Annotated in this window: 12 protein-coding genes; 11 read left to right on the plus strand and 1 reads right to left on the minus strand. The window is 36.0% G+C overall.

The window, feature by feature from the left end; genetic code table 11:
• Positions 1–23: 23 nt before the first annotated feature.
• Positions 24–1,055 (minus strand): LacI family DNA-binding transcriptional regulator, encoded by a 1,032-nt coding sequence (locus E0E32_RS03240; protein ID WP_066195707.1) that lies wholly within the window; start codon positions 1,053–1,055, stop codon positions 24–26.
• Between the two features lie 1,013 nt (positions 1,056–2,068).
• Here E0E32_RS03240 and E0E32_RS03245 point away from each other — a divergent pair.
• From E0E32_RS03245 to E0E32_RS03295, 11 genes are all read left to right on the plus strand, one after another.
• Positions 2,069–2,980, plus strand: a complete 912-nt coding sequence (locus E0E32_RS03245; RefSeq protein WP_066195710.1) for a carbohydrate ABC transporter permease — start codon at positions 2,069–2,071, stop codon at positions 2,978–2,980.
• Positions 2,981–2,993: 13 nt separating this feature from the next.
• The gene (locus E0E32_RS03250) at positions 2,994–3,815 is read left to right on the plus strand and encodes a carbohydrate ABC transporter permease (protein ID WP_130858938.1); all 822 of its coding nucleotides are present in this window, start codon (positions 2,994–2,996) and stop codon (positions 3,813–3,815) included.
• 88 nt (positions 3,816–3,903) lie between these two features.
• Positions 3,904–5,259: an extracellular solute-binding protein gene (locus tag E0E32_RS03255; RefSeq protein WP_130858939.1), complete on the plus strand. Its 1,356-nt coding sequence runs from the start codon at positions 3,904–3,906 to the stop codon at positions 5,257–5,259.
• A gap of 184 nt (positions 5,260–5,443) precedes the next feature.
• Entirely contained in the window at positions 5,444–6,742 is a 1,299-nt protein-coding gene (locus tag E0E32_RS03260) for a sulfatase-like hydrolase/transferase (protein WP_066195720.1), read from the plus strand.
• 379 nt (positions 6,743–7,121) lie between these two features.
• Positions 7,122–8,441 carry an ABC transporter substrate-binding protein gene (locus E0E32_RS03265; protein ID WP_165444938.1) on the plus strand — a complete coding sequence of 440 codons (1,320 nt, stop codon included), beginning with the start codon at positions 7,122–7,124 and terminating at the stop codon, positions 8,439–8,441.
• 63 nt (positions 8,442–8,504) lie between these two features.
• Positions 8,505–9,404, plus strand: coding sequence for a carbohydrate ABC transporter permease (locus E0E32_RS03270; RefSeq protein WP_066195724.1), 900 nt, complete (start codon positions 8,505–8,507; stop codon positions 9,402–9,404).
• A 14-nt stretch (positions 9,405–9,418) separates the two neighbouring features.
• Positions 9,419–10,243 (plus strand): carbohydrate ABC transporter permease, encoded by an 825-nt coding sequence (locus E0E32_RS03275; protein WP_066195726.1) that lies wholly within the window; start codon positions 9,419–9,421, stop codon positions 10,241–10,243.
• 165 nt (positions 10,244–10,408) lie between these two features.
• A complete protein-coding gene (locus E0E32_RS03280; protein WP_165444939.1) occupies positions 10,409–12,076 on the plus strand; it encodes an ROK family protein in 1,668 nt (555 codons plus the stop codon).
• 12 nt (positions 12,077–12,088) lie between these two features.
• Positions 12,089–13,609 carry a DUF4127 family protein gene (locus E0E32_RS03285; protein ID WP_130858942.1) on the plus strand — a complete coding sequence of 507 codons (1,521 nt, stop codon included), beginning with the start codon at positions 12,089–12,091 and terminating at the stop codon, positions 13,607–13,609.
• 22 nt (positions 13,610–13,631) lie between these two features.
• Positions 13,632–14,327: an N-acetylmannosamine-6-phosphate 2-epimerase gene (locus E0E32_RS03290; protein WP_130858943.1), complete on the plus strand. Its 696-nt coding sequence runs from the start codon at positions 13,632–13,634 to the stop codon at positions 14,325–14,327.
• Between the two features lie 4 nt (positions 14,328–14,331).
• A complete protein-coding gene (locus E0E32_RS03295; RefSeq protein ID WP_130858944.1) occupies positions 14,332–15,906 on the plus strand; it encodes an FAD-dependent oxidoreductase in 1,575 nt (524 codons plus the stop codon).
• Positions 15,907–15,921 lie beyond the last annotated feature (15 nt).

The following is a 15,921-nucleotide window of genomic DNA, read 5'->3' on the forward strand; positions in this document are numbered from 1 at the left end:
AGACGTTTATTAAATAAGACTTATTATTCTTTTGCTGTATGAATGGATCCTCTAATGTTAAATTTACCTTCTACAATTTTAGTTTGAATTTTTTTATAATTACCTATGCCTAATTGAGCGAATAATAATCTAACTGCCTCGCTTCCTAGTTCACTTCCTTTTAGATCCACGGTAGATAAGGGAGGGGCTAGTTCATGAGATAATACCAAATCATCACTTAATGCCAAAAGCGAAACATCTTCTGGTACCGCCAAATCTAACTCTTTTAATGCTCTAGAAGCGCCTAAACCAACTTTATCGGTGTCGGCAATGATTGCTGTATAACCATCTCTATTTTTACTAAAAAACTCCTTTACTTTGTTGTAGCCATATAAACTAGGATCTATGTCCAGTGAATCTTTGAAAACCACCTTCGAATTGTTTGGATTAACCTGTGCATCGTTAAAAGCTTTAAAAAAACCATTTTGACGTATTGTTGACACGGTCATACTTAATGGAGCATTTAAATAAAGTATATTTCTATGTCCTTTATTAATTAAAAAGGAAGTAATATTTTTTGCTAATTCTTTATTGTTATTATCGACATAAATGGATTGGGCAATATATTCCTCAGAAGGCTGTCCAATAATGACAAAAGGAATATTAAAATCAAGCAAATATTTCATTCGAGAATCATTTTCACGTGGGTCTAATAAAATTACACCATCAACGGCTTCTCTTGACATGTATTGAAGTTCTAGGTTTTCTCTTGATAAAGTATCAATAAGAATTCGATAATTATGTGATGAGGCTTCCATGATAACTCCGTTTATTAGGTTGATATGAAAATTACTTAAAGGTAAATTTTTTGAATATGGAATATTCAAGGATATGGTCATGGTTTTTTTAGTGACTAAACTCCTTGCAATATGACTAGGTGTATAATTTAATTCTTTAGCTGCTTCCAATACTTGATTTTTTACTTTTTCGCTTATAGGCCTTTTTCCACTAAATACGTTTGAGACGGTTCCTTTAGAAACGTTGGCTTTTTTAGCAACATCATCTATTTTAGACATATCGTTAACCACCTTTATAGACTAAATATTAATTTCTTTATAATCAAAAATAAATTACGACGTAGAATTTGGTTCAGAATCTAGTATACTAAACTGAGAATGTTAGGAATTTACTATAGCAATAACACACAAATCTTTCGTATAAGATTTTATCTCATATTTATAAATCAACATTAAACTTTAACGGAGCTTAATAAAAATAATTCTTTTGTTGTTAAACCGGTTTAACGAAATGGTTAGATAATATAATACATTACCCCAAACTAATTGTCAAAAGCGTTAATTATTAATTTAGTTTTGAAGAGTAAAATGATAATAGAAAGTTTATTCATTCCTATTTATCAGGAAGAGAACTTTGGAATTTACTGTTAAATACATCCCCAAAAGTAATGGTTATTCATCAGAGTAACGTTTTGAGAGCTTCTCCCTACCTATGAGAATGAAATACTTCTAAAGAGATTTTATATGTATTAACTATCACAATTACGTTACCTAATACATCTCCTACACAATAATCTAATTCAGTCAGCCTTCTAAATGTTCAGGGATGATAGAAGCTCGATGAGAAGAAAGCTGATAATGAATTCGAAACCCAGGGTGTTTTCCATATTCTAAGGGGAAAAATCGGCAAATCTAAAAAAATATTTTATTGACAAGAAATTTTATATCATGTACTATGTAAAATAATCGCTTTCATTAAACCGGTTTAATGAAAGGTTAAACCGCTTTAATTGATGTTGTTGCAACTCACTATTGAGTTTAAATAGTATAACTACAATAGTGATAGATTTATATTGTGAATTTATATTTTATATTGCACTGTATGATGGACAAACTGTATCTAAGAAGAGTGAGCTATGTGAATCATCGGATCTGTAAATTTTGATTGTAGCGATAATAGAAACAAATCGTTATCCTGTGTTTGGTCAAAGGAGGAATGAAAATTAAGCGATTTCTTACACCTAGCGATAGTTAGTTCGAATAAAACCGGTTTATTTCAGGAGGTTACTATAATGAATGCTGTTACTAAAAGATTTAATTCATTTAAACATAAGAAATTGTATACAAGTAATAATTTTAAATCATTATTATTTTTGTCACCTTCCATCATTATTATTTTGATTTTTTTTGTTGGTCCTATTTTTGTGTCTATTTTTTATGCCTTTACAGATTTTAAATTGACGGGTCCTACTTCCTTAAACTATAACTTTGTAGGTTTTGAAAATTTCATAAGAATGTTCACCGATCCAAGGTTTTATACCGCGGCCATCAATACCTTGCTCTTTTTATTTGGGTCACTGATAGCCGCTCAAGGGTTAGGATTTTTTATAGCCTATTTAATTCGAGGTAAGAATATTCATATTAGGCGTTTTGTAGGGACAAGTGTTTTACTCGGTTGGGTAGCGCCTGAAATTGTTGCCGCTTATGCGATGATGGCATTTTTAGATGAGCAAGGCATGTTCAATACCATTCTATCATCAGTAGGTTTACCTGAAGTAACTTGGCTGTTTAGTTATCCAATGCTTAGTATTATTATTGCAAATGTATGGAGAGGTACAGCTTTCTCCATGATGAATTTCCAGGCAGGTTTTGACGGTATACCTCATGACATAGAGGAAGCTGCTTCGATTGATGGAGCTAATAAAGCTAAAGTGCTAGTATCAATCATCATTCCTATGCTTAAGAATCAAATTGTCACATTAACCATATTAAATACACTAACGACTATGGGAGTATTTGGGCTTATATATGCTCTAACCGGGGGAGGTCCAGGTTTAGAAACGACTACTTTATCAATTTTTATGTATGAACAAGCATTTACTGGAAGTGATCTAGCATATGGTTCTGCGATAGCCTTAGTTATACTGCTGATAGGTATTTTTATGAGCCTAGGATACTTGAAAGTAACGAAGTCCCAACTATAGGAGGAACAAAAAGATGAATAAAGTATTAAACTCAAAATATATTTCGTACATTTTTTTAATAGGTATCGCCATATTATTTTTGCTTCCTGCACTTTGGGTGATCGTTGCCTCTTTCGATTCGGGGGCAACACTAGAATTTAAATTTCCTAAATTAACATTAGGGAACTACATTCAAACAATAACCGATGCTGCCAATCAATTAGCCTATTTCAATGGATTGTATATTAGTGTTACAGTATCTGTTTTCACGGTTATTATATCGGTTTTGGCTGCATATCCGCTGTCAAGATACCAATTAAAGTTTAAAAATACATTTCTTTTAACTATTTTGTTTTTAACAGGATTACCTATTGTAGCCATTATGGTGCCAGTTTATATTTTGTTTATAAATATGGGACTAGTTAACACTTTAACAGGAGTTATTATGTTTATGATAGCAGGATCCTTACCCTATTCCATATGGTTAATGAAAAATTTTATCGATTCTGTTCCGATTGAATTAGAGGAATCAGCGTGGATAGATGGGGCTACAGCTTTACAAGCAATTCGTAAAATTGTGGTTCCGGTGATTGTTCCTGGTTTTTTTGTAGTTTTTATTTTTAATTTTGTGAATCAATGGGGGAATTTCTTTATACCTTTCATTCTTTTGACATCGGAAGAGAAATTACCAATTGCTGTACATATTTTTCAATTCTTTGGATTGTACGGAAGAGTGGACTATGGTGCATTAGCAGCTTATAGCGTGCTTTATTCCTTACCTCCCGTAATTTTGTACTTTGTGGGGCAAAAATATTTATCAGGAGGTTTCACGATGGGAGGGGCAACGAAAGGTTAATAATTAAAATGATAAAGAGATATATGTTTAAAAGTAGTTTCTAAATGAAGTGTTATATTTACAACATTACAGTAAAGGGGTTTATGGAATGCAAAAAATAAAAATGTTATCTATAACAATAACAGTAGGTTTATTTCTTATATTAATGGGTTGTAGTAATTCGAGTGACAATAGCGATTCTAGTCAAAGTGAGAACCAATTAAAAGTAGTTTATGTGTCTAACAATACTTGGGATTCGGTATTTGAATATTTAAAGGAATCATTCGAATCGGAAAATGAAGAAGTGGAAGTTGAATTGGTCCCTATTTCTGGGAATAACGAAGAGGATCAGCGTACAAAAATAGCTTTAATGAGACAATCTCAAGAAAAATTCGATGTTGTTTTTCAAGTTTTTAGTTCTTTGAAAAATGATATAGACGCTGGTTATCTTCAAAGTATAGATAGCTTAAGGGAAGATTGGTCAGGGTATGATCAAATCGTTGATTCATTAACAGAACCATACATTGCAGATGATCAGTTATATGGACTTCCTATATCGGCCACTGTGAGGGGAATGTTTTATAACAGTAATATGTTTGATGAAGCTGGAATAACTGAAAATAGTGAAACATGGGATCCTGAATCATGGGATGACATAAAGGATGCTATGCAACAAATAGATGAAAACTTTGAGGAAAAGTACCCAATCTATTATGCGTCTGCAAAAGCAAGCGGAGAGGGAGCTGTGCTACAATCTTTCTTAATGTTTTTAAGTGGAACAGATGATTGGATTTTTGAAGATAGTAAATGGATTGTTGAAAGCCAAGGGTTATATGATTCTTTTAAGTGGATTGAGGATACAAGAGAATATAATGGTACTCCAAAAGTTTTAACAAATCCAAATGGATGGCAAACGGTTCAATATGAATGGATGCCAAATGAAGAAGTCGGAATGGTTTTAGAAGGCGCTTGGATTACCAATTCATGGGTGGAAGGATCACCAGGAGAATGTGAAGAGTGTCAAGATATTTATAAATTAGCTCCTATGCCTAAGCAGAATGGTAATGGTAATGCAGGTATAACAAATACATCATCACTTGCAGTCTCATCTACTGCTGAGTCGCCTGAATTGGCCAAAGAATTTATTAAACATGCATTAACAAAAGAAAATTCTATTGAAATCGCTGGTATTTTAGATCAAGTTCCAGTCAGAGAGGATGCTCTGGAATCCAGTGAATTTAAAGAAAACACTCCAAATGCTGATATCGCTTTGAATCTATTGGAGTCTGCAATATACCCACCTTCTGATCCGAATTATCCAACGGTGGCAATGGAAATCCAAGAGGCAATGGAAAAAATTACAGTACAAGGTCAAAGTGCTGAAGAAGTTATGAAGGAATTTGCCATAAATGTTGAAAGAACAGTAGGAGAAGATAATGTTATAAGAAAATCTTATAATAAATAAAAAAGCAAATGAATAATTATTATATTTGTGCTTGATCATGCATAGTTTATACACCCATAAGTAGTACATCGGCAGGAATAACCTTGCTAAATGTTGATTCTACAATGAAGCTAGGTGATTTCTGCCCTTTAGTATAGAAATCTATATGAATATCACGAAGAAAAATTATGGAAAGGGGATAAAGATGGGAAAGCCCAATTTTATTATAATATATGCAGATGATTTAGGTTATGGAGATCTTAGCTGTTATGGATCTAATGATGTAAAAACCCCGAATTTAGATCGACTTTCAGAGCAAGGTGTTAGGTTTACCAATTGGTATTCAAATTCTTCAGTTTGCTCACCTTCACGTGCTTCGTTAATGACCGGACGATATCCAGGACGTACAGGAGTGAGTGAAATTCTTCGAGGGAAAAGAGGTACATCAGGGCTTCCTAGTGATGAAATCACACTAGCTAGTTACTTTAAAAATAGGGGATACAAAACAGGGATATTTGGGAAATGGCATTTAGGAGTCGCTGAAGACAATGCCCCAAATGCTCATGGATTTGATGAGTTCTTCGGCTTCTTGGCAGGTTGTGTAGATTACTACTCACATATCTTTTACTGGGAACAAGGGGATGGACCTAATGGCACCAATCCGGTCCATGACCTTTGGCATAATCAAGATGAAGTCTGGAGAAACGGACAGTATATGACTGAAATAATTACACAGAAGGCTGTTCAATTTGTTGAAAGTCATGTGGAAGAACCATTTTTGATGTACGTACCATACAATGCTCCTCATTATCCAATGCATGCTCCACAGAAATATTTGGACAGGTTTCCTGATTTACCAGCAGATAAACGCATTATGGCAGCAATGATTTCAGCTATGGATGATGGTGTTGGTGAGATTATGAATACATTGGAGGAAAATGGATTATTAGATGACACCGTTATCTTCTTTTCCAGTGATAATGGTCCTTCAACAGAATCCCGAAATTACTTAGACGGGACAGAAGATGTCTATTATGGTGGAAGCGCAGGTAAGTTTCGAGGGCATAAAGACAGTTTATTTGATGGGGGAATACGTGAACCTGCTATTTTGAGTTACCCAAAAAAAATTCCATCCGGACAAATCAGTGATGAATTGGGAGTAATGATGGATATTTTCCCTACTTTTATTGACATAGCTGATGAGGAAATCCCTGAAGATCGAACAATAGATGGTGAGAGTGTATTTGATATGGCAGTAAATAGATCAGCTACTCCACATGAAAAAATATTTTGGGCCGAGAGTGATCAATATGCTGTTCGAAAAGGAGACTGGAAGCTCGTACTGAATGGAAGGTTATACAATACTAAAGAATCGCCAGATCCCGTGCATTTATCCAATATCAAAGATGATCCTGGCGAACGAATTAATTTAAAAGAAAGCTATCCTTCAATTGTAGAGGAACTTATTAATGATATCAAAGAGTGGGAGGAAGACTTGAATTAGCCAACTAAATCATCCACACACGTCCTATTTATAATTGATAAAAGCAGCACACTGTGGAATGAAAGTGGCTAGATCATGTTTAGTAGTAAATTGATTATATACTTGGATAATGCAGAACTGCCTCTTTTTTAGTAAATAAATTGTTAAAGTAACCCTTGCTACCGGTGTGGTAGTAAGGGTTATTTACATATATTGAAAGTGTGTGAATAGCGCTGCTTACAAAAATAACTAATTAAAAATTATTTTTATTAATTAAATACAAATTAAAAATTATTTTTAAAATCTATTGCTTTTTGTCATCGATGTTAGTACAATTGCAATTAAGGAAGCGATTTCTTCTTTATTGGAAATGCTTAATTTTATCCAAGGGGGTATATTCATGAAAAAAATTAGTTGTTTTTCCATGCTTTTTTTGCTGATGGTTGGTCTGATAGCTTGTGGTGAGGAGGATAATTCCGGGTCATCAAATGAATCGGGATCGTCCAATGGTTTGTCAGGTGAAGTGGTGATGTGGACTGCCTCGCTGTCAGGAGAACCGTTTGACAGCTATTTTACTGATATTGAAGAAGCATTTGAAGAAATGCACCCAGATGTAGATGTTGTTATAGAAGATATTCCACAAAATGAAATTGAACAAAATGTACTCACTTCGTTAACGGGCGATGATGTGCCAGATGTTGTTAACTTAGCACCACGTTTTATGGTCAACATTGCAGATCAAGGTGGGCTGTTGGAGTTATCAGATCATGTTGATGAAGAAACACAAAACTCTTATTTAGAAGGACCATTTAACGCTGGGTACTTTGCTGATGGTTTGTATGCTCTTCCTTGGTATCTGACAACCACCGTCAGTTGGTATAACAACGACCACTTTGAACAAGCTGGGATAGATGAAGTGCCACAAAGTACACAGGAAATATATGATACTGCTAAAGTAATCACTGAGGAAACCGGGAATCCTTCTTATTTTCAAATCATTAATACAGGCGAAACCATTATGGAAAAAATGATAACGCTGGCAAATGGTGAACCTATCGTAGAAGATGGTGTAACAGTGATTGAGGACAATGAATCCTTAATTGAATTTTTTAACTTAACCCAGAAGATGTATGAGGAAGGGATTATGCCGCAAGAAAATGCCGAAGGATCTTTTGGTACAGCGCAGGAATTATTTATGGCTGAAAATATCTCTTTAACAGAAACAGGCGTAACTTTCTTAGGGCCAATAGAATCAGGCGCGCCAAATGTTTATGAGAATGCTCGAGCTGATCAGCCATTGAATGATCCAGAGGCCCCGGTTAATGTAGCTGTTATGAATTTCTCCATACCTGCAAAGACAGATAACCCTGAGGCTGCTGTTGCTTTAGCGGAGTTTGTTACCAACGCTGAGAATCAGCTTGAATTTGCAAAAATTGCTGGAACGGTACTGCCATCCACTACCGAATCTTTAGAAGATGAATTTTTTACCGATCCTGGAGATTCACCGAAAGCTCAAGGTATGCTTGAAGCTTCAAAATCACTGGAACGTTCTGAGGTATTAATTCCGCAAATCGAGAACAATGCAGAATTACGAGATATTATAAAAAGAGTTTACGTCGAAAATTTACAAGGAGATTTAACTCCTGAAGAAGCACTGGCTAAAATTGCAGAAGAATGGGATGCCTCATTTGAGGAAGCAGGCATAACCCCAACATTTTGATGAAAAATTTTGAGACTAGCTTCTTATGGTTGCTAGTCTCTCTCATTCAAGAGAGGGGATCAAATGAAAAAAATCCTTAACAACAAAGATGTTATGAACAATGTAGCTCCTTGGTTATTTCTGTTACCGTCTATTGCTATATTGGTTACGTTTCTATTTATACCGATTATTGAAGCATTCAGATGGAGTTTTTTAGATTATCAATTAATTGCTGAAACAAGTACATTTGTAGGATTAGAGAACTTTAGAGAGATTTTTACTGATGAATTGTTTTGGGAAGCCTTTGGTAATACTATTCTGTATATCGTTATTGTATTGCCCTTAAATATATTTTTACCGATGATATTGGCTGTTTTAGTCAATCAAAAAATAAAAGCCGTCGGAATGTTTAGAGTCTTGTATTATATTCCTGTTATTACACCAATCGTTGTTGGAGCACTTATGTGGAAAATGCTTTACGCTCAAAATGGTACTCTGTCTAACATTCTGCTTTCCATTGGAATTATTGACTCTTCAATGAACTTTTTGACTAATTCATCAACGGCGCTTGTAGCTGTGGCATTTATCACTGTTTGGAGGGGATTAGGCTACTATATGATCATTTATCTAGCAAATTTGCAGTCTATTCCTAAGCAATTATATGAATCGGCTAGTATTGACGGGGCTAATTCTATTCAGCAATTCACTAAAATTACCATTCCGATGTTAGTACCATCGATTACGTTGGTGTCTATTTTAACCCTTGTTAATGGTTTAAAAGTTTTTGAAGAAATTGCTCTTACAACAAATGGTGGGCCTGCTGGAGCCACAACCACTCTAGTTATGTATATCTACGATAAATTTATGGAATTTGATGTTAGCATTGCTTCTGCAGCTGGTCTGGTATTATTAGCGATGGCTATTATTGGGTCATTGTTACAAATGAAACTCACTAGCGGTCGTGAAAAAGACCTAAAAAGTTAAAGGGGTGAAAAAGAATGAAATCAAATTCTATCAGTAAAAGGATCTGGATTTACATTGTAATGTTGATCATTACTGCTATTACTGTCGGTCCATTTATATATACATTGATTATATCCTTAAAGCCGGCCTCACAAGGTATTTATGACGGTGTCTTACCTAGTAACCCAACTTTAGATAATTATATTAATGCATTTCAACAAACAGATTTTATTCTATATTTTTGGAATACGGTTATCGTAACAGCTATTGCTGTAGTATTTAATTTATTATTCAGTAGTTTATCCGGCTATGCCTTAGCTCGCATTGATTTTAAAGGAAGAGGCTTGGTGCTCATCTTAATTATTTCTACGATGACGGTACCTTTTCAGTTGTTTATGGCACCATTATTTCAAATTGCCGGTGAACTGGGTCTCCGAAATACACATATCGGATTAACCGTGCTGCAAATATCAACAGCTTTTGGTGTGTTTTTTATGCGACAGGCCTTCCTAGTTGTCCCAAAGGATTTAGAGGAGTCTGCTTATTTAGACGGTGCAAATAGATTTCAGGTATGGTGGAAAATCGCATTACCCTTAGTTAAACCAACATTAATTGCATTGGCAATCTATACCTTTACGTTTACATGGGGAGATTATTTATGGCCACTAATTAATACAACTGAAAGCAGTATGTACACCTTATCCATTGGATTGGCACAAATGTCTCAGAATTTTGATGGTGGAAACCTAAAATTAATAAGTGCTGCTTCTATTTTAACGACTATTCCTAGTTTAATCATCTTTTTATGGCTGCAGAAATATTTCATATCTGGGCAAACAGATGGTGCTGTAAAGGGATAAGTCAGTTATAGTAAATCTTACATTTTCAGCTCATCATCTGCATCCTCTATTCCATTTTTTGATATACTCGAAACAGGAATTAGCGTTTAGATAAGAGGTTTGCGATGATCAATAAAGCTAACAACATGATAAGTAGATGAACTACCGATGGTAAGGAGAATAATTATGAGGAATTTTTTAACGTTTGATATAGGGGGAACACTCATTAAATATGGTGTACTTACCGAAACAGGGCAATTTGTCACAAAAAATGAACACTTAACCGATGCCTACTTAGGTGGTAAAGAAGTGTTAAATAAGGTGAAGATGCTTGGAAAAGAGCTAATGAATGACCACACAATAAGTGGAATTTGCATTAGTACAGCTGGCCAAGTTGATTCTAAGAAGGGAGTTATCTTATATGCTTCAGAAATTATTCCTGAATATACCGGTATACATGTAAAGCAAGAACTAGAGGATTTTTTTGGTTTGCCGGTAGGGGTAGAGAATGACGTGAATTGTGTCGGTTTAGCTGAGTCTTGGATTGGGAAAGGTAAAGACGCCAAAAGTATGTTTTGTTTAACGATAGGTACAGGTATAGGTGGTAGCTATGTGGTTGATAATCAATTACATACGGGCCATCATTTCAGCGGTGGAGAAATTGGATATATCCCCATTGAAGGAGAGGAATTCCAGGAGTTGGCCGCTACAAAGACACTTATTGAAAATGTGGCGAAACGGAAGAATTGTACCACGTCTGAGCTAGATGGTAAAAAAATATTTGAAATGGCACAGCATGACGATCAAATCTGTATCGAGGAAATCAACAGGTTAATCTATTATTTATCAAAAGGTATTGCCACCATTATTTATATTATGAATCCAGAAATGCTTGTTATAGGTGGTGGAATTACCAATCAAAAGGAATTTTTGCACCCACTGATTATGAAACAATTAGAGAAAGACGTTATCCCTGCGATTTTGCAGAAAACCAAGATTGAAATTGCCGGAAACCTTAATGATGCAGGAATGATTGGTGCTTTACGTCATTTTTTGTTGCAAGAATCGCTTCAGCCATTCAATAAAATCACTACCATGATGGAATCCAATAAACATAAGCTAACAAATGGGGAAAAAACAATAGCCAAGTATATCACGATGAATCTAACAGATGTACCAAATCATACCATCTCACAAATGGCAAACAAAATTAATGTGTCTGAATCCATGATTACCCGATTTTGTAAGAAATTGAATATCGGTTCTTATAGTCAGCTTCGTCTTATGGCAAAAGAAGCGTTAGTAGGAAATAGAATTCACGACAAGTCGGAAGCAAATAGCTTGATAAAAATAAAGCAGGATTACTTTAATATATTAGATAAAATTGAAACGTTAAACCAAAATAAAGAGATGTTACAAATCATGCAAGCCATAATGTCAGCGAAATATATTTTCCTACTTGGGAATGAGGAACTGGCCCTGATCATGAATCAAATCAAATATCGTATTATGACATTAGGTATTCCCGTTGATGTTTTTTCAAGTACCTATCAGTTAAATATTTCCTCGAATTTAGATAGGAAACAGTCAGTAGTTATCGGATTGAGCATCTCTGGTCATGATAAAGAAATTATAGAGTTCTTAAAAACGGCAAAAATTGAAGGTGCCACAACAATTGGCATAACCAGCCAGCAAGGATCGCCAGTACTAGAGAACACCAATTTATCCCTATATATTCCGGATGATAGTGGAATAGGTACTCATTCCATACGAGAGATTTCCATTTTATACTTGATTGACACGCTTTTTCAAGAGTTGGATATGATAGTGGATCAACATGAGTCTAACGTGTAAAGGAGAGTAGAGATGAGAATAATATATATTCCTATTGATGAAAGGCCATGTAATACACTGGTTGTCAAAAGAATAGCAAACTCATCACGGGATCTGGAATTGGTCATGCCGCCAATACATCTCTTAAGTAATAAAAAAACACCTGCAGCTGTTGAGCGTTTATGGAGTTGGATAATAGATAATGCAAGTGAAGTTGATTCCTTAATATTGAGCTTAGATATGCTGATTTATGGCGGCTTGATACCATCACGACTGCACGAAATGGAGAAAAAAACAGGGGATAAGTGGTTAAAACGGTTACGAGATTTTCAACGTCAATTTCCCAATATATCAATTTATGCGTCTAATATGATTATGCGTACACCAAAGTATAGCTCAAATGATGAGGAGCCTGATTATTATGCTGATTGGGGGCGGGAATTATTTTTGCGCGCATACTTAACGGATAAGGAAGAAAAACACCTTATTTCAGAAGAAGAAAGCAGACAGTTACAGGAAATCAGTCATTCTCTGCCAAACACATACATCGAGAATTATGAACGACGAAGAAGGTTTAATTCCCGAATGAATCAGTGTGTCTTAGAACTTGTGAAGGATGGTGTCGTGACCTTCTTAGCGATTCCTCAGGATGACAGTGCTGAATTTGGTTATACTGCCAAAGATCAACATGCCGTTTTAAAAAGGCGTGGAGAATTGCAGTTATACAATCAGGTGCATATATATCCAGGTGCCGATGAAGTTGGTGCTACTCTGCTGGCTAGAGCTTATAATGACTATTATCATAGTACTCCTTCCATTTATCCTATTTGGAGCAGCACGCTGGGTGCTCAGCTTATTCCACTATATGAGGATCGTCCTTTTTATGAGAGTTTGAAGGCACATACGATGGCAGCTGGCTGTAGACTGACGGATGATCCGGATGAAGCCGATTTAATCCTTGCATATAACACGCCAGGGAAAATAATGCAAGAATCATGGGAACAGTATCAGAAAGATATAACCTATGATAGCTTTCGAAATCTATCTATGTTTGTAGAGAATATGAAAGGATTCGTTTGCCAAGGGAAGCAGCTGATCATTGCTGATTCAGCATATGCTAACGGTGGGGACCATGAATTAATTATCCGGTTAGATCAAGCGGGTATACTAGATAAAATGCTGTCATATAAAGGATGGAATACGAATGGAAATACACTGGGTACTACGATTTCCCAAGGGGTACTCGGGCTATCGCACACCAATACATTGAAGATTAAAGAAAATATTATTTACCATTTATTGGACGATTATTTTTATCAGGCAGAGCTGAGGATGAAACTAGCAGAGGAAATCCTACCTGCTTATCAATTAACCTATTTTGATTTGAAGGATCAGGCTGAGATGATTGATCGGATCAGAGATAAATTATTATTGAAACGATTCAGAGAAACAATTACAAATAGTTTTAACCAGACGTCGATACAAATTCATACCTATGCCCCTTGGAACAGAATGTTTGAGTGTGGTATAGAACTAGAGGTACAACATTATTAACACGATAATGGAGGATAATTATATGGATCAACAACAATTTTTAGATACCATCCATCAGAACCTTATTGTTTCTTGTCAGGCACTTGAGTATGAGCCGCTTCATGGGTCTAATATGATGGCAAAAATGGCACAAGCTGCAAAGGAAGGTGGTGCCAAAGCAATAAGGTGTAATACACCTGCGGATGCTCATGCAATCAAGGATCAGACAGGACTTCCCCTTATTTCTATTGTGAAATGTGAGTATTCCGATAGTGAAGTTTTTATTACGCCAACCGTTAAAGAAATACAAGAGCTTCTCCCTGTTAATCCAGAGGTGATTGCATTAGATGCGACCAATCGTCCACGACCTAGTCAAGAATCATTAAAAGATCTGGTGGATTACATCCATGATCATAGTAGTGCGCTGGTTATGGGGGATATTGCAACGGAACGAGATGCTGAGTATGCTGCTACGTGTAACGTGGATATCCTCTCTTCTACGCTATCAGGTTATACAGAAGAAACAGCACATAAAACGGGACCAGACTTTAATCTTGTTAAACAACTCGTCACTGTCTATGATATTCCGGTGATTGCGGAGGGAAAGATTCATACACCAGAACAGGCTCAAAAAATGTTGGCGCTGGGAGCTTGGTCAGTAGTAGTGGGCGGAGCAATCACTAGACCACAGCTCATTACAAAAACATTTGTCTCCGCATTAAAAACGGAGGAGAGGTGAGTTGATGAAACAAGAACAAGCTGATGTTATCGTTGTAGGCGGAGGATTAGGGGGATGTGCCGCTGCCCTAGCGGTTGCCAAAATGGGATTAAGGGTAATTATGACAGAAGAAACAGACTGGATAGGTGGTCAACTAACCAGTCAAGCGGTTCCTCCAGATGAACACCAATGGATTGAAAAGTTTGGCTGTACAAAAACATATAGAGAATTTCGAAATCGAATTCGCGCATATTATAAAAACAATTACCCTCTAACAGATCAGGCAAAAAAAGATCCATTTCTCAATCCAGGAAATGGATGGGTCAGCCGACTGTCCCATGAACCAAAAGTTGCATTGTGTGTGTTGCAAGATATGTTAGCACCTTATATTAACAGCAACCAAGTCATGATACATTTGAATAGTAAACTGATGGAAGCAGAAATGAGTAATGATAAGGTTGCCTCGATAAATATACAACAACAATCATTGTCTCAGGAGATAATAAAACTCACCGCTCCTTATTTTGTTGATGCGACGGAGTGTGGAGAGCTTCTTCCTTTAACTAATACAGAATATGTAACTGGAGCAGAGGCTAAGCAAGAGACAGGAGAACCACATGCCTTAGATCAACCTAACCCATCAGATATACAAGCGATTACCTATGTGCTTGCCGTAGAATATGTGGAAAACGGTGACTTCGTCATTCCAAAACCAGCACAGTACGATTTTTGGAAAACATTCATACCGACTTATTCAGATAAACCGTTACTAAGCTGGTATGCAGTAAACTCTGCAGACATAACTAGCTTAAAGGAATTTACCCTTTTACCAAACAGTAAAAAAATAGCTGACTTATTTACCTATCGTCGAGCGATCGATACGAGACATTTAGCTAAAAATTTATATGAAGGGGATATATCGCTAATTAATTGGCCACAAAATGATTACTTTTTAGGCTCGATTATAGATGTTTCCGAAAAAGAACGTCAAAGACACTTGGGAAATGCAAAACAACTCAGCCTTTCTCTACTATACTGGCTCCAGACAGAGGCTCCTCGTTATGGTGGCGGGCGCGGATATCCAGAACTCCGTTTAGCAACTACAGCGTTAGGTACAGAGGATGGGCTAGCGAAATATCCTTATATTCGTGAATCAAGAAGAATAAAAGCCGTTTACACTATAACAGAAAGAGATGTCAGTAAGGACTTTATAACAGAAAATGAGAGATGTACATTTGAGGATAGTGTCGGTGTGGGAAGTTATCACTTGGATATGCATCATACCACCGTTACAAACAGGACATTCTATATCCCTAGTAAACCATATGAAATCCCCTTAGGCGCACTATTACCAGTAAGATTAAAAAATTTACTGCCAGCTTGTAAAAATATTGGAACCACCCAAATTACTAACAGCTGTTACCGTCTCCACCCAACAGAATGGAACATTGGCGAATCAGTTGGTTATTTAATAGCCTATGCTATTGATAATGATATTTCTCCTCATCAGGTTCGTGTAGAGAAGAACCATTTGTCTGCTTATCAGCAGTTACTCATAAACAATGGAGTTGAAATTCATTGGCCTGCCGACTTGGAGTGAATTACATGTAAATAG

Source organism: Gracilibacillus phocaeensis, from assembly GCF_900626275.1.
Classification (GTDB): Bacteria; Bacillota; Bacilli; order Bacillales; family Amphibacillaceae; genus Gracilibacillus; species Gracilibacillus timonensis.

Excerpts from the sequence above, each read along its gene's own strand:
- E0E32_RS03265 (WP_165444938.1), top strand. The coding sequence starts at position 7,122 with ATGAAAAAAATTAGTTGTTTTTCCATGCTTTTTTTGCTGATGGTTGGT.
- E0E32_RS03275 (WP_066195726.1), top strand. The coding sequence starts at position 9,419 with ATGAAATCAAATTCTATCAGTAAAAGGATCTGGATTTACATTGTAATG.
- E0E32_RS03260 (WP_066195720.1), top strand. The coding sequence starts at position 5,444 with ATGGGAAAGCCCAATTTTATTATAATATATGCAGATGATTTAGGTTAT.
- E0E32_RS03240 (WP_066195707.1), bottom strand. The coding sequence starts at position 1,055 with ATGTCTAAAATAGATGATGTTGCTAAAAAAGCCAACGTTTCTAAAGGA.
- E0E32_RS03285 (WP_130858942.1), top strand. The coding sequence starts at position 12,089 with ATGAGAATAATATATATTCCTATTGATGAAAGGCCATGTAATACACTG.
- E0E32_RS03290 (WP_130858943.1), top strand. The coding sequence starts at position 13,632 with ATGGATCAACAACAATTTTTAGATACCATCCATCAGAACCTTATTGTT.
- E0E32_RS03295 (WP_130858944.1), top strand. The coding sequence starts at position 14,332 with ATGAAACAAGAACAAGCTGATGTTATCGTTGTAGGCGGAGGATTAGGG.
- E0E32_RS03250 (WP_130858938.1), top strand. The coding sequence starts at position 2,994 with ATGAATAAAGTATTAAACTCAAAATATATTTCGTACATTTTTTTAATA.
- E0E32_RS03255 (WP_130858939.1), top strand. The coding sequence starts at position 3,904 with ATGCAAAAAATAAAAATGTTATCTATAACAATAACAGTAGGTTTATTT.
- E0E32_RS03245 (WP_066195710.1), top strand. The coding sequence starts at position 2,069 with ATGAATGCTGTTACTAAAAGATTTAATTCATTTAAACATAAGAAATTG.
- E0E32_RS03270 (WP_066195724.1), top strand. The coding sequence starts at position 8,505 with ATGAAAAAAATCCTTAACAACAAAGATGTTATGAACAATGTAGCTCCT.
- E0E32_RS03280 (WP_165444939.1), top strand. The coding sequence starts at position 10,409 with ATGAGGAATTTTTTAACGTTTGATATAGGGGGAACACTCATTAAATAT.